We start from the raw sequence: 22453 nt of genomic DNA on the forward strand, positions 1-22453 counted from the left end.
TGGTTACATGCCCGCAGCATTTTTGTATTTCAGGCCGGATCCACACTCGCACTTTTCGTTTCTGCCCAATTTTCGCTGTCCGGCGGGCCCTCGCCCCAGTATCTTTGCCAAGGATCCCGGCGGCGGCACTTGCCGTTCCAGCCTGACCGTTCCGGCGATGACAGCTTCGACATGTTTAGCCCGAGTTTTTAGCATCTCGGATTGTGGCCCATCCATTGCGTATTCCCTCAATGCGGCGAGTTCCCGCCGCGCCATGCCGAATTCTCCGCACCAAGCCAAGACGATCGCATACATGCTCCGGGTGGGGAGAATCATGTCAGTCAATTGGCTTTCGGCAACCACCGGCAACACATGCTGTTCCATTGTTTTCCTGGCGCCGCCGGGCTGAGCCATGATCACCAGGAAGTCGTCGACAGCCTCCAAGCCGGTCGTGACCACTGATCTTGCTGCGTAGGCCAGACCATAGAACTTCAGCGCGGTGAGACGTCGCATCAGCGGGGGCCGATCCAAAGACACTGCGATGTGGCACCATAGATTTAGACAGTCGGCCAATCTCTTGAGGTCATCGCGGTTCGCAAATCATCGTTCTCGCGGCGATCAACTGAAGTTCTTTTGTTAAAAGACGTTCTACAATACGATTTTGTTGATGCAGTGATTCTCGTACGGGGCTTTGGATGAGCGATGAACTTGGCGAAGAAGAAATTGAGGTTTGCGCCACGGCTAACGAGATCCAGTCAACTTATCCACTTGCAACTAATCTGAGCGTAAGCGGCCCTTTCGAAGATGAAGACCATGCACGCGGCTTTGGCCACGCGTTCATCGGTTCTCTACAGGTGATCGGGCAACACATCAATCTAACCGATCTTGATGGAGTGACAATTACTGGCACCTATCACGAAACGCTACTTCAGATTGATCGGGGTTTGGAGGGACTTCGACCACTCACGGCGTCTACAATAGAGGACGGTGTTATCGGAGTGGCAATGGCCCCCGCCGTTTTGCGAGATGGATTGCTAAAAACCCATTTGATTTTCGACGTGAACTACGTCTGGCATATCGCAGACCCCGAAAGCGAGTTCTTTGCGTCGGCTGTGCACACGATTGCCCATGAATGCGGCCACGTTGAAGTGCATACGGCCCTTGATCAGGCCCTACCAGGGCGGATACTGCGCCATCGATATGCCGACTACATTGAGCAATATAGAGAGGAAGTGATTGATGCCTGCTTCCAGGAGTATGGAGCTACCCGGCTGAGTGCTGGTTTCGGTCTAAATCCGATCGACGGTTACCGCCAGACGTTCTTGACGGCGCTCGCCGACACTGACGCTGCTGCTAATGGGTTTATTAGCGCATATCGCACGCACGGCGATATTGATCGTGTCCTGTTGGAAGTGCCTCCGCTTTACGCAAACCTGATAAAATGGGCATCGTACCTAATCGGCACGATGCACGGCTTAGGCATCATGGTCTCAGATCAGCAAGGTCTCGCAGACGCCCTTTCCGATCATTGGTTTGCTGACTACTTCGCGCGGCTTGAAGCCGCTTATGCCGAGCTGTGGGAACGCCTGGGGCAATGGGAGAGCGCGAGTGAGTTTGACGGGCTTGGCGACATCGCGATCGAGGTCTTGGAGGCCGGCGGCATGTTCCTTTCCCGAAACGAAGAGGATGGCATTCGGGTCGACATTCCGTTTAGGGCGAACAATACACCGAACTATGGTCTCCTCAGCCTTCTTAGAGGCATTTAGACGAGCCTAAGTCTCCAACGCTCGCAGAGGTCCGTCGGGTAAATGTGGAGAATCCTCTATCACGGTCGATGTGTGCTCGCCCTGTGCCGCTGCTCTCCACCTCTACCGGAGGGCAGGGGCGCTAGAACCTTGCGCGGCGGAAAGTCGTCCTCTTCGAGATCGCCGGTCTCATACACGAGAAGGAGCCTTCTACGGAAACCAGACGACGAATGACGTTGCTGCGGAACGCCGCATCGACGATTTCCGCCTCAGATATGCCGAGATGGAGGACCGTTCGTTGGCCGCATCATTATGCCCCTCATCACGCAAGTGGTTTTCCAGACGCAAGCGCTTCTGACGTCGCTCCCAAAGAAAGCGGCCATCAGTCCAGACCGCAACCAGTGCGGCAAGGACCGCTGCGAAGTTGGCGAATATCGAGCATGTTATCCTCCACAGCCCTTACCCTCCTCGCAGACACGACTGCCCTGCAAGCGATGACTCAACTATAGGCACGCAGGTGTCGGCGTTCTAGCATTGTTTTGGCCCCACGAGGCGCCGAATGCATCAAAGCAATAATGTGGTGCCATCAGAATCCGGGGTGGTACTGGAGAAGCGCGTTTCCCCGGTCCGAGGGTTCGATTCCGTTCAAGGCGAAGGATAAGGACGAGTGTCTTAATTGGGGCCGGAAGCAGACCGACAGCTCTTCGCCGGCGGGTTATCGAGAACGGACTTTGGCATCCGCCGTAGTTCATGTGGCCGGTGCGCACTGTCGATAGCTTGCGCCGGCGCGGAGCCCTTGTGCTTCAATGCGGGGGAGCCACCTGGGGCCAGGGCCGACCACTCTGAATATTAGGATGTCTCGGCTCGTCCAGGATGGCCCCATCTTCCTGGCGGATCATGTCAATGCGGGTCAAGTAGTCCACCGCGAACGCCGCTTGATCCTTGTCGGGAGAAACGGTCAACGCGAACAACTGCCGTCTAACCTCGGAAGCATTGAGCGGCCTAAGCTCGTACGACGTCCCGTCAGGGCTATGCGGCTCTCTGCTATAGATCATGTCCTGTACACCGCGCGCGCCTTGCCGGCGTATAGTTTGCCGACCCACCGAGGATTGTGCCGCGGCCATCAGACCTTCGACGGAAGAAGTTTTCAGAAGGACCGAGAAAACCAGCTCCTTTGCTCCGTCGGAGCGGGCCGCGGCTAGTTTTTCGAAGAGATAGGGCATATCGTTGTCCGCCATGGCGTACGCAAGCTGTTCAGGCAGTAGGAAATGGCCTGTCCTGAGGTCAAAGCCCTTTCCGAGGTGTCCCTCGACCCCTTCAAGAAGCAGGTCCATCGCGCGGCGGAACCCTAGCTTTTGCACTTGGCCGAACCACTCATGCTCCGACAGCATGTCGGGAAACCTGAGGGCAAACTCTCGCAACATGCCCGCTTTGGTTTCGACGCCCAAAAGCCTGAGCTGAGGCAGGATATCCCTGATCTGCCACCGCGGAAGGTTCTTTTCAGGAACCAGCGCTAAGGCGTCGAAAACAGACGTCGGGCGGTCGGTGTTCGGAAGTACTTTTAGCCAACTGGAGATCGCGTACGACGTCTGGTCGTCCCACCACCTGTTCTCCTTTTCGGCCAAGACCTTGCGGAACTCCTGGAGGACCAGGTCGGCCGAAGGCAGCAGCCCGCCCACAATCATGCCGTTGAAGAAGTCGAGCTTGGTGTGAGACGTCACCTCCAAGCCGGCAACCTTCGACATCAACTCTGGCCGGACTATATGCGGCATGACGACGGCAATTGCGGCCAATGCCACGGCACGTCCGTAGAGCGGTTCGGATGCTGCCAATTCTTCCGCGACGTCGAGTATAATCTCGGCCGCATCAAGTGACAGGTCGGATTGCTTTGACCTTCTTTCACGTGCAGCCTGAGCGCGATCCAGATCGGGCCAGACATTTGCCCGTTTGTCGAGGAGAGTCGGCATGGCGATGAGCCGGAGCGCAATCGCCGCGTCATGGCCAAACTCAGGATGACGCAGGAGCGATTTTGCAACTTCATAGGCGTCGTCAGTGCCAATCTCGTAAAGTGCCTGCCGGTACGAAAGTGCATGACTGGTGCGCCACTCGTTCAGCGCCTCTTGGTTGCGCCCGCCCTTGGCCAACTCTTTAAGTGCATCCCGCTGCTTGAGGTCTTCTAGCAGGAATTCTGAGACCCACTTCATTTGTGATGAGTCCGGCACGCGCCGCATGGCATCCACAATTTTGGCCATATCGTGGCGTGACGGTGGGCCCGAACGCATGAGGCAGTCCGCCCAGCCGTTCAGCGCTTCAACGAGCTTGAGGCGGCCCTCAGCTGGAACATCGTCCATTGGCTCATTCGTGCCGTGTTTGCCGTGGGCGGTGATAAGGTCTGCGAGGGCCTCGATATCGCCGTGGTCTTGTATGGCCGAGAACGACACGACTGCCTCGACGAACACGTCGGGGCGCGTACCTGATATCTTGTCTCGAAGCAGTCCCAGGGGAGCGTACGTCGCAGACGACGGCATCCCGTTCGCATAAATTTTGGGCTTGAGCTCGAGGAATTCGCTTATCATCCTCGCAACGATACCGGGTCCTGAGAGGAAGAGTGCGCCGCCGGTCCGCTCATCTATCTCCTGGCTATCAATGACGATGGTCGCGAGTTCTGGCGCCTCGCTGACTGGCTGGGGCGACAGGTATTCTTGCACCCGGAATGGCAATGGAGAGCCGGTCAAAATACGGTCCGTCATTGCCGCGGCAACGACTTCGGGAAACGCGCTAGCGACCTGATGGAAGGCAGCGGTCTGGTCCGCCCTTAGGTCCAGTTTTTCGTTGCGCAGGATAGCGTCAAGATCGGCGACCTCCCCCGAGCTTTGGGCTTTGCGGATAGAGCGAGCGAGGTTACGGGCGGGGCTTGCCATTGCGCCGGTGTCCTCATCCTGCAGCGCTCGCAAACGCGTCAGGGCGGGCGGGGCGGTCAGTCCGTCGAAATAGTCCCGCTCGGCAACGCGTCGCCAAACTTCATTGTCAGCGCCATATAGCACTGCTGTCGCCTGTCTGGGTGCGCCTCGGAAAAGGAATGCTTCCACTGCTTTTGACTTCACCTCGACGCTGGGGTCTCGCTTCGCGAGGTCGAACGCGGTTTCGAGAGCTTCAATACCCCCGCCGAAGATGAGCCCCGAAACAAGCCTCTCCCGGACCCGCTCCTGCAGGTGATCGTAGTCACTTTGCAGGTAGCCCCCGAAAACGCTTGGTCGGATACGATCGCCAATGTTGAGAGCTTCGCTTTGGATTTGGTCGCTTGAGTTGGAAACAAGCGGCCAAACCAGGTCGGCAAAGTCACCACGGCCCGTCTTCATCATGAATCCGACCGCCAAGTCCACCTGATCGGCTTGGTGCCATGAGCGTGCAAAAGCTTGCACCTCGTGTGAGACCAAGCTCCAAACTGCGTCTCCTGTCCGGTACACAATTTCGGCCGCAAGCATCGGTCCGACAGACATAGCGAGTCTCGCCGCTCGGGCGACGATAGCGACACCAGATTCATCCTCTGCAAGGCGTTCACAGGCGAAGAGAATTGCTTCTTCCCAGAGCCGGTCGTCGAGAAGCTCTTGGGCAAAACTGCTTTCGAGGCCTGCGTCCTTAGGAAGGTCACGCATCATTGCCTCGACATGCCCGGCGGCATACCATTCCTGAAATTGCTGATGCTGGAAGGCGTAGGTGTCGCCTTCGCCGTGCACCAACACGTGCGTGGCGACAAGGGTCTCCAAGACGCTTGCAGGTTCCGGGGCGTTCTGGACCAGCCCCTCGGTCAACAATTTTGTGTTGCTTGCTCGTAGGGACTGTCGTGCTGCCGTGTCATCCAGCGCCGTAGTCCGCGCCTGCATCATGGCGACGGCCAGGTCACCCAGATAACGCCTGTGTTGCCCCAGCATGCTTTGTCGAAGTTGCTCGGCACGTTCGGGAATATCTTCATGCTGTTTTACCAGCAGCGAGATGGTGCTTTCCTTGGTGGTGGGAAGGGCGCCGGCGTCTCCAACCTGCAGGAGGACTTGGAGGTAAAACGGGATCCGGGCAAGGTCGCGGACGCCTGACGTTCTGCGCACACGGTCGAGCAAGTCCTGAGCAACACTTCCATGCCGGGATGCCAGGTCTTCCTGCTGCTCGTCGGAGAGCGACTCGACGTGAACCGTCCGCGCAACAAAGGGCACCGCCGCGGCCTGTGGGCGCGTGGTAATGCAGATGACCAGAAGCGGAAATTCACGCCTGAGCGCCCGCATGGTCTTGATAAGGGCTAGCCGCGCAACCGGTGTCACCTCGTTCCAGCCGTCCAATAGGAACGCAATTTCACCGTGCGCTGAGAGAAACTTGAGATGCTCTGACCGGATGCCTGCAAATGCCTGACGACCAACTACCCATGAAAAGAGGTCGTCCACGCTCTGGCCGACTTCTGCGAGCGGGACCAGCAGCGGTAAAGGCCCGCTTTCCAAAAGTCTGGCACCGAGCTGCACCAACGTGGTCGACTTTCCCTGACCCGGCTCCGCCACGAGGTCCAGAACGCCACACGACCGGAGTGCTGCGGCCATTTCGACGTGCGTGAATGACTTTCCCCGCGATGAGGCAGATGTCAGATAGAGCGAAACGGCATGGGCGGGGCCCTGCTGAGCGAATGTCTCGATGTGGCGCTGAGCTGCCGAGCGCACCTTTTCTAACAGGGCTGGCAAATCTTCGCTCCGTGGAAGGCCAAACTGCTTGCGGAGATATCCAAGCGCATCCGCGAGTTCGGTGCCCATAGGCTCCACGCGGGCGCGGCCACCTGTTAGCAGTTGTTCAAACGCCCTTTCTTCCGCGTCCTTCTTCCATTTGTGAAGCAATTCGACCGGGAATGCCTTTTCGTCATGGTCGATCTGGTGGGCATGGTCGCTACAAAGCCAGATTCCATTATCCCGGGGCTTTCCGTTCTTCCGGGGTCAGGCGGGCGTCGTAACGGGCAAAGCCCTCCGAGGCGGCCGTGATGTGCGCCGCCACACCGATGTTCATCGTGCCTGGACCGCCTTTTTGCGGGCCGACAGTTGGTTTGGTGCATTCCGGGTTGGAGCAGAGCCAACCAACACGCTGGGCCAACAGACGCTTGGTCGGCTCGGTGAAATTGTCGCGCTGGCTCTTGCCGGAGGACGCAAGTGAGGTGGATGGTGTGGTGCTTACTTCGGGACTGACGCTCATGATCAGAGCTTAGCGCCGTCCGGACTAACGGCAAAGAACAAAGAACGCACCAAACAAAGGCGCAGGCGCTGTCTCAACGCGATTGTAGAAATGGTTAAGTCAAAGTCTGACATCGTCCTTGCAGAATGGTAGTGGGTCGCTCGTCCCAAGTAGCGACGTCTGGTTTTCCATGGGCAAAAGAAGTCCTCGACCGACCAAGAGACTATCCCAAATGGTACCTTGGCTGACTGCAGGTATGTCTGGTTTCGGAGACAGGGCTGAAATGCCTGAACGACCGGAATGGGGGCGCAAAGCGGCCACCACGACTTCGCTCTGAGTCTGCTTCGGTGCAGGGTTTCGGATGCCGACCATCCACGTGGTGGGTGGCGCCGAGGCGGCCGTCCGAAGCGATCCGTTGTTCAAGGAGCCTCGTGGACGCCGTGTTGCAAGGATGTTCACGGTCTGAGCTAAAATGATCGCATAATGGATCGAAGGGAACTGGCCCGGCAGGCGAGCAAAGAAAGACAAGGTTGACAGGCGCATTGCTTCTTCGATTGAGGGTTCGGCAGTTCATGCGTGACGACGGTGGTGCCGATCGATCGGGCCTTCGCCCGTGCGCGCTGGCAACGCCGGCGCTCTGGATGCGCTACATAGACCGCGTCGGGGTTGGCGGAAAATCTTTTAAAACTCCGGCGATGCACAACAAGGAAGCTCGCCGATAAGTTGCCCACGTGCAACTTTTGAATCAGTACGGTTTGACTTCGTTCAGGGCCAATGTAGCCTCACCCGTCTCATCCCCCATTCGACTGGCCACGAATTCTGCTCCTGGAAAGGTGAGGTGGACATTTGAGCGTGGCTATAGACGGGCAGTCCGGTAATCGTTATTTCGGATATACCACCCCATCACCAAATCATCCCGTGAATTTTCAAGGGCTTTTATATTGAAAAAAGTGCAACGCAGTTTTGCCGTCGAGTACAAAAGCGGCAGACGAAAACTCGATACTAGGTCGAACTCGATCTGGGGCAACGTGGACCTAAAATCCGTCGCTCGCGACCTAGACAAAGAGGCAATGCCGTTTCTGTCGGATAGCTCTCAGAGTGGCAAATCCAACAGCGAAATTTCTCTACCAAAACCAGATCAGGCTGAGTCGTTGTTGACACCGCCTCTTGAGCCGTCGACAACTGCATCAGATACACAGGAGACGAGCATGGCCGACGAGACTGATACTGCAACCAGTGCCGATGTGCCGGCCGTTGTCGAAACGCCAATTACGCCGAAGAAACAGCGCAAACCCAGGGCCAAGAAAGCCGCGACACTCGAAACCGCGTCAGCTGACACTACGGCAGAGCCAGCAGCTGCTCTGGCCGGCGCCGGTGGTGTGAAGAGGAGAGGGCGCAAGACAAAGGTGGTCGAAGCTGCGGCGAGTGCCAAACGCGCACCGGTGCGCCGCGCTCCAAAGGCTGTGCAGCCGGCGCCTGCCGCGCCGATGACCGCGATCGATGAGATGGCAGACCTATTGCAGTTGGAAGAGGAAAATCAACGGCTGCGCAAGCTTCTGGCTGAAAAACTTCGCGCTGAAAATGCCGATCTGCGCAAACGGCTGAAGCTCGATTGATAAAGGCAGCCGGTCAACCGCCGGGCGCATTTCCATGCTTATCAAGATACACATTTTGGCGGCGGTGGATGCTGTTGCCAGAAGTAAAACACACTGCCTGCTTGCGGGATAACACGCGAGGTCGGATAGATGGCGTCTCCCTGGAAATTCCTTGCCCGACTGATCTCACCGGGACGCGAACAAAAGCGAAAAAACGGCTCGACCGAGAAGGTTTCGCCGGAGGCGTTGCCTAGTTCTGGTCCGACTGAAACGCCTGCCGAGGACAGCCTGACCAGCGCTGCTCGACCGGCAAGCGAGGAGCCACCTCGTCACGATGAAGCCGCTGCAATCTCCGCAGTGCCAGTGCAATCCGAAGAAGCCGAAAACGATGTCCACGACAAGGTCGACGGCGAAGTTGCCGAAATCGTGGAGGTCGCTGATCCCGCTATATCAGGTGGTACTGGTTTCGACGTCACCGCTGCGAATGATGCCGCTAGGCTCAAGCGAATTGCCGAGTCGCACCGCGCGAGCAAAGGAGCCGCAGCAAGGAAGCGGTGGCGATTGCAAACGATCCCCAATTTATCCAAACTGCAAACGGGATGAGCCTCGATGACTAGATCAGGATGCTCAGGGATCAGCTGGCCAGAAAGCTAACGTTGCAAAACGCGCAGTTGAGAAAAATGCTGGAGCGGTTTGAACCATGAGCGTGACGCGCTGCCTGCCTTTTAAGCTTGTTGCAGGTGTCCTTTCAAGGCGATAGAGGCGGCATCCTATCTTGCGACCTATCCTCACGACGGTTATACTGTTTTTGAAAAACAGTATAACCCTGGAGTCGAGCTATGAAGTCCATCGACCTCATGTATCAGACGATGCTCGCTGAGCTCGGTCAGCGCTCGCTCGACGCCGCTTGGACGGCCGATTTCCCTCCGGAGGGTCGGTTCACCCCGGCAAACATCAAGGGGCGCAAGTACTGGTATTTCGACATCCCGGATGGACATGGTGGTACGAAACGTCGTTACGTCGGTTCCGCTGATGATCCGGTTATCGCACAGCGCGTAGCTGATCATAAGCGGGACAAGGACGATCTACGCGCTCGCAGGCGCTTGGTAAATACCCTGACCCGCGAAGGCGGGATGATCGCCCCTGACGCCATGTCGGGCGATATCGTCGAGGCTCTTGCCGATGGCGGTCTCTTTCGGCTCCGGGGTATTCTCATAGGCACGGTGGCCTTTCAGTGCTATTCAGGACTGCTCGGTGTCCGTCTTCCCATGGCTGCGATCCTGACCGGCGATGCTGACATCGCCCAGGACTATGCCATCAGTCGGGAGGTCGAAGATAGTCTGCCTTCGATCCTTGAGTTGCTGCAGGGCGTCGACGCCAGCTTTCGTCCAGTTCCACATCGATCGGGAGCCGCGGTCTCGTCAGCGTTTCAGAATGCCGACGGCTACAGGGTTGAGTTCCTGACGTCGAACCGTGGTTCGGATGACTACATCGATCAGCCGGCGAAGATGCCCGCTCTTGGTGGCGCCAGCGCGGATCCACTGCGCTTTCTCGACTTCCTCATAAGGGAACCCGTCAGGACAATGCTGCTCCACCGAAGCGGTGTTCCGGTCGTCGTCCCTGATCCGTCCCGGTATGCCGTCCACAAGCTAATAGTCGCCAGCCGCCGAAACACGGACGGGCAGGGGCCGGCGAAGCGTGAGAAGGACATCCGACAAGCTGCGCTGCTCTTCGAAGCGCTGCAGCAGACAAGGCGATCTACTGACTTGGCGCTCGTCTACAACGAAGCATGGAGGCGCGGGCCTACATGGCGAGAAGGTATTCGAACCGGGGCGGGAATGCTGCCAGCACAAGATGCCGAGCGGCTCAACACGGTCCTGACCGAGGGCGGAAAAAGAAACGGCGAAGAAATTGAACTTCCGTTTGGAGAATAGGCCGTCTTTCAAGGCTAAGCAGTTGATTTGATTCGAAGTCGTGAAGACAATGAAGATGAATATGGTCCTGCGGGGTCCTGTGCCGAATATCTGCATCGCACGGTCTCAGATCTGGCCCCGGCCAGCGCCGGGCAGGCGAAGCGCTGATCTACATAGCAAGGGGGTCAATCGAGAAGATCGCGGTCGGCGACGTGCTCCTGATACGCAAGGGCGACGTCGTACCGGCCGACGGGGCTCTCGTCAGCGAAGTCGCGACGATCGACCAGGCGGTCCTGACCGGAGAGCCCTTAAGGGTGCGCATCGCGAGGGATGGCAACATTTCAAGTGGCGCTACGAACGAGGGGGACGTGATCGAAATCCGCGTTCTAAGTCGCGCCGAGACAGCACCTATGCCGGAATACCGGAATAGTGAGGCTCGTGGAAGCATCGAGGCGCTCCAAGGCGAAGCTGATGCGACTGGCCGACCGGTTCTCGGTGTGGTTCTTGTTCGCCACGGTAGCGATTGCAGGCGTCTCGGCGTTCATGTCCGGAGACCTGTCAAGGATCGTGGCCGTGCTGGTCGTCGCCACGCCCTGTCCGTTGATCCTGGCCGTACCCGTCGCACTTGCGAAGGAGGGCGTTCTGGTGAAGGGTGCGGGACCTCTCGAGGCACTCGTCCAGGCCACCGTGGCGGTGTTCGACAAGACGGGGACGCTCACCGCGGGACAGCCCGAAGTCGGCCACATCGAGGGATCGGAGCATCCTAACAGGATCCTGCGGCTGGCCGCCTCGCTGGACCAGGCGTCGGGCCATGTGGTCGGACGCGCGCTGGTGGACGAGGCGCATAGACGTGGGTTGGTAGTGAGCCGCCCATCGGAGGTGACCGAGACCGCGGGATCCGGAATCGTCGATGGCGTGCGCGTCGGCGTCGGAGGAGACGCCTATTTCGCAGAGGCGCCGCCGTCCGGGCCTAACGGGTCAGGCAGCGCAATGCGTGTCAAGGTAGTGTTTGACGGCACGCCGGCTGGCACGATCACGCTCGAAGACCGGCTTCAATACCTTCCGCCAGTCGGCGGGGCATTGCTTCAGGAGGCCATCGACGTCGCGGTCATTCTAACGCCCTTCGCGCCCTCTAATGGGCGAGAAGCACTAGTAGCTCGGCCTTGACGAGAAGTTCTCGAGTGACGCCGCCGAGGATGAACTCACGAAGCCGCGAATGGCCAAATCCGCCCGCGACCAGAAGGTCCGCCTTTCGTTCCAGCGCGGCCGATTGGATGGCGCCTGTCGCGGTCTCGCCGCCTGCCTGGATCGATACGTCATCCACGTCGAGTCCCGAATGCTTCAACGAAGAGATCAGGAGGGCGCGGTTCGCCTCGTCGATCTCCTTGTCGTCGGTGATCGAGATGACCTGCACCTTGATCGCGCGTTCGATGAAGACCCGTGCGCTGGAAAGGGCGCGCGCTGCGGTGGCGCTGCCGTCCCAGGCGACGGCGATCGTGTCCACACGAGAGTAGACGCTGGTGGCTGGAAATAGCACGAGCGGACGGCCGCTTCCGAATAGCAGCGTTTCGGAGAGTTGCCGGGAGAGCTCCGAGGCTTCGACGATGGAAAGGTCGTAGCACTTGGCAATTTCAGAAAAGCGTTCATAGACGAACGGTTCCCTGACCTCGAATCCGTGGATTCGCACCTCGAAGCCAGTTTCCGAAATAGCGTCGGCGATGTGTCCCCGCAGCGAAGTCCCGCTGTCCCGGCTATACCGTTCTGCTTGTCCCCGCCATGTCTCGACATCGATAACGGTGGGAAAGGGCGGATGGACCTGGGGGATCCGGACTTGTGGAATACTGGCGACGAGATGGGCGTCATTCTGCCTAGCGAGGCCGATAGCATTGTCGATTATGGCGAAGGAACTCGCGTCGGGATAGGTCGACAACGGGAGATGGAACTGCGGCTTCATGCTTGCCTCCTGAGGTTAAACTTCCGTCATGATGCATGCCGCTGAGAGAGTTCGCATTGCGCTTGGTCAAGGCCGCGGCGCAATGAAGCTCCTATAATCGCGCCTTCATCGAAGCTGGAGGATACGGCCATGACGATCAATCTGACGGAGATCAACCCCGGTGAGTGCTACCGCATCCTGGAGAACGAGCGTTTCGGTCATCTGGCATGCTGCAAGGATGGGCAGCTCTACGTGGCGGCGATCTATTTCGCCTTTTCCAACGGCGTCGCCTATAGCTTCACCATGCCCGGCAAAAAGCTCGACTGGATGCGGGGAACGACAAGGTCTGCCTACACATCGAGCAGCGTTCGAGCGCCGGCGGGTGGACGAGCATCGTCGTCGAAGGCAGGTTCGAGGAATTTCCTGACAGCGAGGCGCGACAAAGCGAACGGCTCCACGCGTGGTCTTCTCCAAAAGTATTCGGACTGGTGGGAAATCGGCTCTATGAAGCCCCAGGAGTTCCCCATGCCCGATGGCTCTCCTCATGTCTTCTACGGCATTGCCGTCACGGCCGTGTCGGGACGCAGTGCAGTCAGAACGGAATGACCGTCGATGCTCGAGCCGAACCCGCATCCCACAATCGGAGCACCACATGCCATATCTACGCGGCCTATATCCAAGCGCCACATCTAATTTCACCTCGCACCCGCGTTTCGCGCGGGCGCTCTGATTCAAGACGAGATCTTTGCCGGTCGGCCGCGGTCACTGCGGATTTGACGGCGTCCGCCGCCCGGCGAGGGCTTCGATGCTTTGAATTTCCGACTCGACTTGCCCGCAGTATCGACCACGGTGATGCGGTCGAGGTTCTTTCGGACTATGTCGAGGGCGAGCTGGAGGAGTATCCTAGAGAGGTGGCGCGACTGTGTGAGGCCGGGTCACGAACGTTGTCGCACGCCGCCGAAATGTGTCGCGACGTCGCCGCCGGTCAGGCCAACGAGGCTGAAGCGAAGACGGTCGTGTGAAGCCCGCGGCTCATCGGATGGTTCGCAAGACGAGCACGGTGCATGGTGCGCGCTGCACGACGTGGTCCACGACCGAGGCGAAGACGCGGTCGAGCACGTCGTCGCGGCGAGAGGCGATCACGGCGAGATCGGCGGCATCTCCTTTGCGATGGCGACGATGAGCTGCGACGGGTTGCCCGCTCGGACGTGTATAGAAGCAGGAGTCTCGGTCGACCGCGGGGCTTCCGAAAGCCTGGTCTCGGAGGCTCCCATCACCTCAACCGCCCAATCGTTCGGCGAGGCCGACGAGGGCAGGCCCTCCACCGCGTGAACGAGGTGGAGGCTTCCGTTGGGCGCGATCTGCGCGTGGGCCGTTTCGACGAGGTGGAGCATGCGTTGCCGGGATCCTCGGCCGATGGCGCCGTGGCGAACATGTCAGTATATGTCCTTGCCAGACAGGCTAACGAACTCGGTCGTCAGTCCGTCGTCATGCGCTTCCTTGAGAAGCCGATCGGCGCTCATGATGTCGAGACACATGGTGCCCGTGAAGGATTGCCGCAGGGCGCAGCAGAAGTGATCTCTCGCCCATGCCTGGCCTCGCGGCGTCGCCGCCGTCACTTCCCAGCGATCCTCGTCCCGACGTCCGAGAACAAGGTCTGCGGACGTTCGCTCGACGGGAGGAATGGTCGTGGCAGCGTTCGTTTCTGTCTTGCCGGTCTTTTCTTGTTCGCGCATGTCCGTCTCCTTTGGATGAGGTCGTGGCGCTGTGTCCAGGAGCCTATCTGTCCCCGGGCGTTTGTCTTTGACGAGCATCAATCCGGATGTTTGACCGGGATCAAGCCAAGGTGGGGAAGGTGGCGATACGACTGTGGCCTGCGGCGTCTGCCGGACGGACCTTCACGTCTGCGAAGGAGACCTCTCCCAGCCAAAGCTTCCTCTCGTTCCAGGGCATGAGATTGTCGGAACCGTGATCGCAACGGGCGAGGGCCTTCCTCGTCGCCTTGTCGGTCAAAAAGTCGGGGTACCTTGGCTGGGCCATACCTGCGGGCACTGCGCATATTGCCGAGAGGGTCGCGAGAACCTGTGCAACGATCCTGGCTTCACGGGTACACAATCGACGGCGGCTTTGCGGCCCATGCGGCGGCCGAGGCGGGCTACGCGTTCGAACTGCCTGAAGATGCGGACCCGGTGGCGACCGCGCCTCTTCTCTGCGCGGGCCTCATCGGGTGGCAATCCCTGAAGATGGCGGGCGAGGGGAGGACGATCGGCATCTATGGGTTCGGCGCGGCCGCCCACATTCTCGTGCAGGTGTGCAAGCATCGAGGCCAGAGCGTCTATGCGTTTGTGCTTCCCGGTGACGAGGCCGGACGGAAGTTCACGCTTGATCTTGGCGCCGTCTGGGCCGGGTTTTCCGGTGAAAAGCCGCCGGTGCCGCTCGACGCCGCCATCATCTTCGCGCCGGCCGGCGAGCTCGTGCCAATGGCGCTCGACGTGGTGCGGAAGGGCGGAACGGTGGTCTGCGGCGGCATCGACATGTCAGACATTCCGAGCATGCCCTATCGTCTGCTCTGGGGCGAGCGGCGGGTCGTCTCGGTGGCGAACCTGACGCGGAGCGACGGGGCGGAATTCTTCTCGATCGGGAAGGCGGCAGGGGTCAGATGCTTCACCAGCGTCTACCCCCTCGAGCATGCGAACGAGGCTCTCGACGATCTGCGCGCAGGCCGTGTCTCTGGAGCCGCCGTGATCGGTCCGTAGCCGATGTTCCCCTTGACAAGGATCAATGCGCTTTGCTTGCGCTACACAAAAGCTTCTTCGTCAAGACGTCCGCCGACAACCGGCGGCGCTTCCGCAAGGAGATCAGAGATGTCGCGTTCGTTGCTCGCCTTGGCGGCGCTCTTCATCGCAGGTGAGAGCCTATTGTCGGCTCCAGCCGTTGCAGACAGCCTGTCGCTCGCGCCGATGCTCCAGCGTGTCGTGCCGAGCGTCGTCAGCATCTCGGTGCAGGGCAGGGAACTCGACGACGCGGATGCAACGCTTGCTGATCCCTTCTACAGAAAGTTCTTCGGACTACCTGACGACGCTGCGCCGGCAGAGCACAGCTTCCAATCGGCCGGATCGGGTGTCGTCATCGACGAGGTCCACGGCTACATCGTCACCAACCAGCATGTCATAGCAAGCGCCTCAAAAATCGAGGTGGCGCTCTCCGACGGCCGACGCTTCCAAGCGAAACTTGTCGGCGCCGATCCCGAGACGGATGTCGCTGTCGTTCAAATTCCACCTGATCATCTTGTTCAAGCCGAGTTTGGAAGCGCGTCCTCGCTTCACGTCGGCGACGTCGTCGTGGCGATCGGGAATCCCTTCGGCCTGGGCCAGACCGCGACGATGGGCATCGTAAGCGCGCTTGGGCGCCGTGCCGTGGGATCGGAGGGGTACGAAGGATTCATTCAGACGGACGCGTCGACCAATCCCGGCAATTCGGGCGGCGCGCTTGTAAGCGAGGACGGCGTCGTGGTCGGGATCAATAGCGCGATCATCGGCCCCGCCGGAGGAAGCATCGGCATCGGTTTTGCGGTCCCAGCCGAGACTGTCGGCATCGTGATGCGGCAGCTCATCCTGACCGGCAAGTTGGTACGCGGCGAGGTGGGAATTTTAACGCAGGACCTGACGCCCGGTCTCGCAAAGGCGTTCGGCATCGATGAAGGGGCGGGCGCGCTGGTCAGCGAAGTCCTTCCGGGTTCACCGGCGGCAAATGCAGGAATTCAGCCGGGCGACGTCATTCGGATGGTCGACGGAAGGACGGTGCGCGGCGCGTCCGACGTTCGAAGGCTTGTGGGATCGCTACCGTTGCAGTCCAAGCCGTCCTTCCAGATCGACCGCGCGAGCCGAAGGATAGAAGCATTTCCCGTGGTGTCCGACGCACCGGTTGCCGAACCGGCTGCTCCGCGTACCATTCATATCGGCCGCGGCCCTCTCGCCGACGCCGAGATGGCGAACTCTCCCGATGGTCCCGGCGCCCGCGTCGTCGTCGTCGCCGAGGGTTCGGTCGCGGCACAGGCCGGCCTGCAGCCGGACGACGTTATCGTCGCTCTCGACCAGCAGCCGGTGACGGACGTCGGGCAACTCCTCTCAATACTCGTGAAGGAGCATGCCCGTGCTCTCATCACCGTCGTGAGGAACGGCCACCGCCTCTTCGTGGCCGCTGACGTGCAGACCCAGTAGCAGCCCGCAGACCGTGTTCTGTCCGCTGAAATTCCAAGGTCGCTCTCGTGCTTGATGAAGATCAACGACGAAAATCTGCGGCGCTGTCACGATCGGCACGTCGCAAACCTGAAGGAGGTTGTCATGAACGACATTCAACTCAGACAGAACATTCTCGACGAAATGGAATTCGAGCCCAGTATCGACGCGGCTGATATCGGCGTCGCGGTCGAAAGCGGGATCGTCACACTGACTGGTCACGCGCGCACCTACGCGGAGAAAGACGCCGCAGAGCGCGTGGTTAGTCGCGTCAAGGGCGTGCGCGGAATAGCTGCCGATATCGAGGTCCGGATTTTCGGGCCGAAGGAAACAGACGACGACGACATCGCCCGGCGAGCTGTCAAAATGCTCGACTGGAACGTTTCCGTGCCAAAGGATTCGGTGCAGGTGCGGGTCCTCAAAGGGTGGATCACCTTGCGGGGAGAGGTCGAGTGGCAATATCAAAAGAACGCTGCCTACGACGCCGTGCGGCATCTCGCCGGCGTAGTAGGGGTGTCCAACCTAGTGGAGCTGAAGCCGCATATTACGGCGGTGGATGTCAAGAAACGCATCGAGGATGCTTTCCAACGCGACGCCGCTCTTGAGGCCGATGCAATCAGAATCGACGTCCAAGGCAGAAAGGTAATCCTCTCCGGCAAGGTGAAGACCTGGTCGGAACGGCAGGCGGCGGAGCGCGCTGCATGGTCCGCTCCAGGGATCAGCACTCTCGACGACCGACTGACGGTCGGGTGATCGAATATCGGGATTGGCTAGACGTTACTGCTCTGCCCACACTCAGCAGCAAGGGCGCCGCTGAGCGCCCTTCGCATAGAGCCCAATTTCCTTGATCGACTTGCGCGCAGATCTCGTCTTCGGAATGAAATTCCGCACCACCCGTTGCAGAGCCTCCGTCGCGAGCACAAGGCGACCATTGTTGTTGTTGGAGAGCGACCTTGGGTGGCGACGTAGGCTGGGATCTTCCGCGAAGAAAGATATGAGTCCCCGCAACGGCAGCGCGATTGAGGTTCGGGTTTGATTTTTCTAAATTGAAATCCTGCTGTCGAGCAGAATCGCTATTAGGCCTCGCGGCGAGCAGCAGCCTGAGACGGGTCGACATCTCCGATGCAGTGTACGGCTTCTTCAGCCAGCCGGCGCCCGCTTCGATCTCCTTTTCCGCGGCATGGGGTTCAGAAAAGCCCGACGTCAGGAGAATTTTCACCCTCGGCCAGCGCTCCCGGACATTCCGGGCCAGTTCGTCGTCGTTCATTCCCGGCATGGCCACATCACTGAACAGGAGCGCTACGTCATGCCCCGCCTCCAGCTCCTTCAACGCGTCGATCCCGTTCGTAGCTTCGATCACGAAGTAGGCAAGCGTCTGCAGGCGGCTGACCGTCACTCGGCGAACTCTCGCGTCGTCCTCGACCACCGGGATAGTTTCCGTGCCCCGAGGCGGGGCTTCCTCAGCCCGCTGCTCGTTCGGATGAGAATCCTTTCCGGCGTCGGCGCGTGGAAGAAAGAGGCGCACCGTCGTCCCTTCGCCAAGTTCGCTGTAGAGCTGCAGGTGCCCTGCGGATTGCTTTGCGAAACCGTAGACCATGCTCAGCCCAAGCCCCGTTCCCGAGCCCGTCGGTTTCGCGGTGAAGAACGGTCGAAAGCCCTCTCCATCACATCGGACGTCATTCCGGTGCCGGTGTCGGTCACGGAAATGAGGACGTAGCTGCCGGGGCGGATCGCCGGGGTACATCCCGACATAGTCGAAGTCGATCTTGCAACAGAGCCCTTGCAGGCGGGCACCTCAAAGCAGACAGGAGCTGCGATGGAGGACAAGGCTTCGCAGGTTCTATCGAGCACGAAATACAGCACTGCTATCAAGCAGTTGGCAGGATCCGTGCTCTCACAATCCAACAAAAAGCGCTGATGAACGAACAAAAACTTTCGAACCAGTTTCTGTTGTTTTTCCCGGGCTTCTCGTCAACCAGTCTTATTCCGTTTCCTGCCACCTTAACTCATCATCTTCCGGAAAAGCGGCAGTTGGTTGCGAACATCCAGTGCCTCGGTCGGTGGACTCCGCTGAAGCGCCTATTTGAAGTCACTCTGCCCCAGATACGCTTCAATGCAGCTAGGAATGGGAAGCGATGAGCAAAGTGCGTAGGAGATCAAAGTTTCCCACTCCTTGTGGCCTGCCGAGGTCGGCGATCGATGACAGGCGTAATCGAGAGACACTGGCCTCCGAGACATCAATGCCGCTTGGGGGAGACGTATCTGACAACGTTGGTTGTAAATCCGCTTTTGTTTGCCGATGCACATTCAGTGCCATGGCTGGATCGCATGGTTCAGATACACGCAGATAGACATCGCGACCGATCGCGCGCGTGCCCGGCCTCGCCGAAAAGGTGCCAGATGTGACGGCAGCCTTGCATGCAAAGCTCGACGAGCACCGGGCGTTCGTGCGGGAGCGTGGAGAAGACTTGCCGGAAATCCAGAATTGGCGCTGGGCACGCTCCTCCTAGTGCGACAGAGGACCGGATTGGGTAGCGACTACCACCAGCCATACTGCCGCAGCTACGCCGGCACGCAGGAGAAAGGATTCGAGTGCGAGGTGGCAACCTCGCCTTCGACTTGGGGTGTCCCACGGCAATCGCAGCCTTTGCAGCGTCAGCTACCTGTTTCGAGTCCTGTTCGTTCTGCAAACGATGCGATCTTAAAACGTCCTGGAGAATGATCGCCGGGTCATGCTGCAGCCGTCAACGAGAGGCAGCTAAGGGTGAAGCCCGGTCCCATCGCCGTCAGGACAGTTCTCCTGGGTAGTCCTTGCGCAAGAAGCTTCTCGAGTACGAACAGCGCGGTTGGCGAGGACATGTTCCCATAGTCCGAGAGAACCTCACGTTCCTGGTCGAGGGTTCCCTGGCTTAGTTTAAGCGCCGATTCCAAGGCGGTGATAACCTTTGATCCACCGGGGTGGCACGCAAACCGGTCAACGTCGGCAGGAGCAAGATCTGATCGGGCGAGTATGGACGTTACGCCCTTCAGCACATGAGTTTCGGCGAACGGTGGTATCGCACGATCGAAGATCACGCCCAGACCCTCCGGATCGACGCTCCATCCCATGATGTCTAGCGTGTCGGGCCACGTATGCTGGCCTGCAAGTTCGACCTCGGCCAGACCGGTCTCACTAGCACGCACCACGCAGGCGGCGGCCCCGTCGCCGAAGAGGGCGGTCGCCACGATGTTCGCCTTCGTAAGCTTGTCCATGCGAAATGCCAACGTGCAGGTCTCGACGGCGACCACCAGCACGACTGAGCCTGGCCGGGATGCCGCCAGCCGTGACCCGATTGAAAGCCCAGAGACTCCGCCGGCACAGCCGAGGCCAAACACGGGAACCCGTTCGACATCGTCCCGGAAGCCCAGTTCTCGGCTTACCCTCGCTTCCAGACTAGGTGTCGCAATACCAGTCGAGGAGACGGTTACGATCGTGTCGACATCGCCTGCTGCAATGCCCGCCGACACGAGAGCCTTGCTGGCGGCGGCGACGAACATTGCACCCGCGCCCTCGATATGAGCGAGGTTTCGTTCGGGCCATCCCGACGTCTCGAGATACCACTCGATCGGCCGGACGGCATAGCGGCGCCGAATTCCCGAGGTTTCGAACACCCTTGCCAGCTTTTCGAAATCGCCAAATCGCGATGAGAACGCGGTGTGCGAGGCTCGCGCCGCGTCACGCTGGTCGATGACATGTGGCGGAACGGCGGTGCCGACGGATACCAGCTTGACGGGTTGCTGCATAAGACTCCTTGCGACGGCGCGGGAAGAATTTGGTACGCCGCGCGAGGACGAGACCGAACCGTAACGCCTCGATCCTCAATAAGTTGCAATGCGGGCGAGCCTGACGCCGCACTTCGTCGGAAGGCTTCAGAGACGACGACGCGTGAAGAATGCCTCCCGCGGCTTCGTGTCTGCCTTGATCCACGTCAATGCGCTCAACAAGTTGGCTCCGTAATTGTCCGATCGAAAAGGAGACAGCGCGATGCTTGCTAGAGACATCATGACGACCCCGTGACGACGCTCGACGAGGGACACAACGTCAGGGAAGCCGTCGAGATCGTCAACGCCAGCAAGATCGGCGCGGTGCCCGTCATCGATGGCGAAGGGCGGCTCACCGGCATCGTCACCGGGGAGACCTGCTGCGCCGGGTGGCGTCATCCTGGGCGAGACGGGCGGTACCGCATACGCGCGACCGCGAAGATGCACTGGCGGACTATGTGAAGGCCCGAAGCTGGCGCGTCAAGGACGTGATGTCGACGCCCGTCGTCAGCGCCGCCCCGAGCGCAACCGCGAGCCAGCTCGCAGAACTCCTGCAGGCCCACGACATCAAACACCGAACGGCAGACTCGCCGGCATAATCAGCCGTCACGACTTGATGCGAGCGCTTCTCGATGTTCGACGGCAGTGTACTGCTTCCGGCGACGAGGCCCTAGGGACGGCCGTTCGTGGCCGCCTGGAAACCGAGTTCGAAATAAGGTTCCCCATCGTCAATGCGACCGTCTCCGACGGGGCAGTGACCCTGAGGGGAGAGGTCGAGACGGAGCTGGAATGCTCGGCGGCCAGGGTGGCGGCGGAAAGCATCCGCGGCGTCGGCGGCGTGGTAAACAACATCACCCTGGCTACCGCATGGTGAGCTCTCTCAAACTATGAAATCGTCCCTGGAGTTTCCGTCATGTTTGTCAGGGTCATCGCAGACGCCGTCGCGTCGAGGTTTCTCCTCGTCATCCTGATCCTCATGGTGGGGACGGTCGTGAGCGTCCTACTGGTGAGGCCATCCGACGACTCCCGAACCGGGCGCGTCGAGCGCTCTCTCTGACCCGTGAGTGCGCGATGAACATCTGGCCCTCCAGGATTTAATTGTCCGGCCGCGTCCCGCAAATGGCGCGACGGATTCGATGCTCTCCGAACTATTCGGCTTCATCTGGCTGATGGGAAGGCGTCATCAGGCGTTGGTCGCAGGGCTGTCCCTGGCTCTTTTCGTTATCGGCGCGGCGCCTCTCGAACTCCAGCGCCGGATCGTCAATGAGGCGACCGAGCAAGCGTCATACCGGTCTCTTCTCTTTCTCGTCTCCCTCTATCTCGCGGTCGCAGTGTTGAAGGGCGCGATAAATTCACCTCCAACCTCTAAAGAAGCTGGGTGGGCGAAAAAAGCACGCTTTGGCTCGGGGCGCGCGTTCTGCATCGGGCCGAGACGCCGCCATCGGAATCCACGCTCGAGGGGGTTGAGCTGTCGATCGTCTTTGCGGAAGCGGAACCGGTGGGCAGTTTCGTTGGGACCAGCATCTCCGAGCCGCTACTCCAGATCGGCATCCTTGTCACCGTGGGCGGTTATCTGATCTATCTCCAGCCGCTGATGAGGATGGCCGTCGCAGCCACCTTCGCCCCGCAGATTGCGTTCGTCCCGATGTTAGGCTGCTCACCTGGCTTTTGGAGATGCCGCTCATACCCATGGCCTTGACCAAGTCGTCGACAGAACGAGTCGAGATTCCCTGGATATACGCTTCCTGGATAACGGCCGTCAGAGCTTTCTCTGCCATGCGGCGCGGTTCAAGGAAGCTCGGAAAGTAGCTGCCTTTGCGCAGCTTCGGAATGCGAAGCTCGACGGTGCCAGCCCGCGTCTCCCGATGTCACGGTAGCCATTGCGTTGTGCGAGCCGCATCGAGTTCTTCACACCGAAGTCTGCACCCGTAGCCGAGCCTACTTCCAGCTCCATCAGCCGCTCGGCAGCAAGACCGATCATCTCACGCAACAAATCTGCATCGGCACTCTTCTCAACAAGGGAGCGCACGTTCATCATGTCATTGGTCCT

18 protein-coding genes and 5 pseudogenes are annotated in these 22453 nt (G+C 59.6%); 13 read left to right on the top strand and 10 right to left on the bottom strand.

The genetic code is table 11. The features are described 5' to 3' along the window. Positions 1-3 precede the first annotated feature (3 nt). Positions 4-492 carry a hypothetical protein gene (locus tag QMO82_RS04610; protein ID WP_155248993.1) on the bottom strand — a complete coding sequence of 163 codons (489 nt, stop codon included), beginning with the start codon at positions 490-492 and terminating at the stop codon, positions 4-6. A gap of 182 nt (positions 493-674) precedes the next feature. Here QMO82_RS04610 and QMO82_RS04615 point away from each other — a divergent pair, with 182 nt between their 5' ends. Next, the gene (locus QMO82_RS04615; RefSeq protein WP_011053288.1) at positions 675-1745 is read left to right on the top strand and encodes a hypothetical protein; all 1071 of its coding nucleotides are present in this window, start codon (positions 675-677) and stop codon (positions 1743-1745) included. A 782-nt stretch (positions 1746-2527) separates the two neighbouring features. Here QMO82_RS04615 and QMO82_RS04620 read toward each other — a convergent pair. Together QMO82_RS04620 and QMO82_RS04625 are read right to left on the bottom strand one after the other, a co-directional pair. Continuing rightward, positions 2528-6514 carry an NACHT domain-containing NTPase gene (locus tag QMO82_RS04620; protein WP_155248994.1) on the bottom strand — a complete coding sequence of 1329 codons (3987 nt, stop codon included), beginning with the start codon at positions 6512-6514 and terminating at the stop codon, positions 2528-2530. 148 nt (positions 6515-6662) lie between these two features. Further along, entirely contained in the window at positions 6663-6944 is a 282-nt protein-coding gene (locus tag QMO82_RS04625) for a hypothetical protein (RefSeq protein WP_155248995.1), read from the bottom strand. Between the two features lie 920 nt (positions 6945-7864). Here QMO82_RS04625 and QMO82_RS04630 point away from each other — a divergent pair. The 4 genes and pseudogenes from QMO82_RS04630 to QMO82_RS04650 form a co-directional block, all read left to right on the top strand. Then, positions 7865-8539, top strand: a complete 675-nt coding sequence (locus QMO82_RS04630; protein ID WP_011053291.1) for a transcriptional regulator — start codon at positions 7865-7867, stop codon at positions 8537-8539. A 129-nt stretch (positions 8540-8668) separates the two neighbouring features. Continuing rightward, positions 8669-9222, top strand: a pseudogene (locus QMO82_RS04635) (hypothetical protein). A gap of 135 nt (positions 9223-9357) precedes the next feature. Beyond that, a complete protein-coding gene (locus tag QMO82_RS04640; protein WP_011053293.1) occupies positions 9358-10452 on the top strand; it encodes a GSU2403 family nucleotidyltransferase fold protein in 1095 nt (364 codons plus the stop codon). Positions 10453-10619: 167 nt separating this feature from the next. Continuing rightward, positions 10620-11484, top strand: a pseudogene (locus QMO82_RS04650) (HAD-IC family P-type ATPase); the annotation flags it as partial. Between the two features lie 79 nt (positions 11485-11563). Here QMO82_RS04650 and QMO82_RS04655 read toward each other — a convergent pair. Further along, the gene (locus tag QMO82_RS04655) at positions 11564-12385 is read right to left on the bottom strand and encodes a universal stress protein (RefSeq protein WP_008534144.1); all 822 of its coding nucleotides are present in this window, start codon (positions 12383-12385) and stop codon (positions 11564-11566) included. A 129-nt stretch (positions 12386-12514) separates the two neighbouring features. On the opposite strand from QMO82_RS04655, the pseudogene QMO82_RS04660 reads away from it, so the two are divergent. Beyond that, positions 12515-12970, top strand: a pseudogene (locus QMO82_RS04660) (pyridoxamine 5'-phosphate oxidase family protein). 426 nt (positions 12971-13396) lie between these two features. Here the strand turns inward: QMO82_RS04660 and QMO82_RS04665 are convergent. From QMO82_RS04665 to QMO82_RS04675, 3 genes are read right to left on the bottom strand one after another with little or no spacing between them, the layout of a single operon-like run. After that, complete coding sequence (locus tag QMO82_RS04665) at positions 13397-13507, bottom strand: hypothetical protein (protein ID WP_237353325.1); 111 nt, start codon at positions 13505-13507, stop codon at positions 13397-13399. After that, complete coding sequence (locus QMO82_RS04670; RefSeq protein WP_225880286.1) at positions 13504-13758, bottom strand: hypothetical protein; 255 nt, start codon at positions 13756-13758, stop codon at positions 13504-13506. Before QMO82_RS04670 ends, QMO82_RS04665 begins: the two co-directional genes overlap by 4 nt. Positions 13759-13800: 42 nt before the next feature. After that, positions 13801-14100: a hypothetical protein gene (locus QMO82_RS04675; protein ID WP_029875516.1), complete on the bottom strand. Its 300-nt coding sequence runs from the start codon at positions 14098-14100 to the stop codon at positions 13801-13803. Positions 14101-14236: 136 nt separating this feature from the next. On the opposite strand from QMO82_RS04675, the pseudogene QMO82_RS04680 reads away from it, so the two are divergent. From QMO82_RS04680 to QMO82_RS04690, 3 genes and pseudogenes are all read left to right on the top strand, one after another. After that, positions 14237-15120 (top strand): annotated as a pseudogene (locus QMO82_RS04680) (zinc-binding alcohol dehydrogenase family protein); the annotation flags it as partial. 108 nt (positions 15121-15228) lie between these two features. Further along, positions 15229-16584 (top strand): trypsin-like peptidase domain-containing protein, encoded by a 1356-nt coding sequence (locus tag QMO82_RS04685; protein WP_011053299.1) that lies wholly within the window; start codon positions 15229-15231, stop codon positions 16582-16584. Positions 16585-16707: 123 nt separating this feature from the next. Beyond that, a complete protein-coding gene (locus tag QMO82_RS04690; RefSeq protein ID WP_011053300.1) occupies positions 16708-17355 on the top strand; it encodes a BON domain-containing protein in 648 nt (215 codons plus the stop codon). Here the strand turns inward: QMO82_RS04690 and QMO82_RS04695 are convergent. Further along, complete coding sequence (locus QMO82_RS04695; RefSeq protein WP_029875515.1) at positions 17321-18199, bottom strand: response regulator; 879 nt, start codon at positions 18197-18199, stop codon at positions 17321-17323. The genes QMO82_RS04690 and QMO82_RS04695 overlap by 35 nt on opposite strands. 775 nt (positions 18200-18974) lie before the next feature. Here QMO82_RS04695 and QMO82_RS04700 point away from each other — a divergent pair. Further along, positions 18975-19112: a hypothetical protein gene (locus QMO82_RS04700; protein ID WP_257784652.1), complete on the top strand. Its 138-nt coding sequence runs from the start codon at positions 18975-18977 to the stop codon at positions 19110-19112. A 220-nt stretch (positions 19113-19332) separates the two neighbouring features. Here QMO82_RS04700 and QMO82_RS04705 read toward each other — a convergent pair whose 3' ends face one another. After that, positions 19333-20385 (bottom strand): type III polyketide synthase, encoded by a 1053-nt coding sequence (locus QMO82_RS04705; protein WP_008534153.1) that lies wholly within the window; start codon positions 20383-20385, stop codon positions 19333-19335. Positions 20386-20655: 270 nt separating this feature from the next. Here QMO82_RS04705 and QMO82_RS04710 point away from each other — a divergent pair, with 270 nt between their 5' ends. From QMO82_RS04710 to QMO82_RS04720, 3 genes are all read left to right on the top strand, one after another. Beyond that, on the top strand, positions 20656-20865 hold the full coding sequence (locus tag QMO82_RS04710; protein ID WP_008534154.1) for a CBS domain-containing protein: 210 nt from the start codon (positions 20656-20658) through the stop codon (positions 20863-20865). A 154-nt stretch (positions 20866-21019) separates the two neighbouring features. Next, positions 21020-21277: a BON domain-containing protein gene (locus QMO82_RS04715; protein WP_029875514.1), complete on the top strand. Its 258-nt coding sequence runs from the start codon at positions 21020-21022 to the stop codon at positions 21275-21277. Between the two features lie 39 nt (positions 21278-21316). Continuing rightward, positions 21317-21460: a hypothetical protein gene (locus QMO82_RS04720; RefSeq protein ID WP_164517822.1), complete on the top strand. Its 144-nt coding sequence runs from the start codon at positions 21317-21319 to the stop codon at positions 21458-21460. 598 nt (positions 21461-22058) lie between these two features. Here the strand turns inward: QMO82_RS04720 and QMO82_RS04725 are convergent. Beyond that, positions 22059-22441, bottom strand: a pseudogene (locus QMO82_RS04725) (transposase); the annotation flags it as partial. Between the last annotated feature and the right edge of the window lie 12 nt (positions 22442-22453).

Source organism: Rhizobium sp. BT04, assembly GCF_030053135.1.
Classification (GTDB): domain Bacteria; phylum Pseudomonadota; class Alphaproteobacteria; order Rhizobiales; family Rhizobiaceae; genus Rhizobium; species Rhizobium binxianense.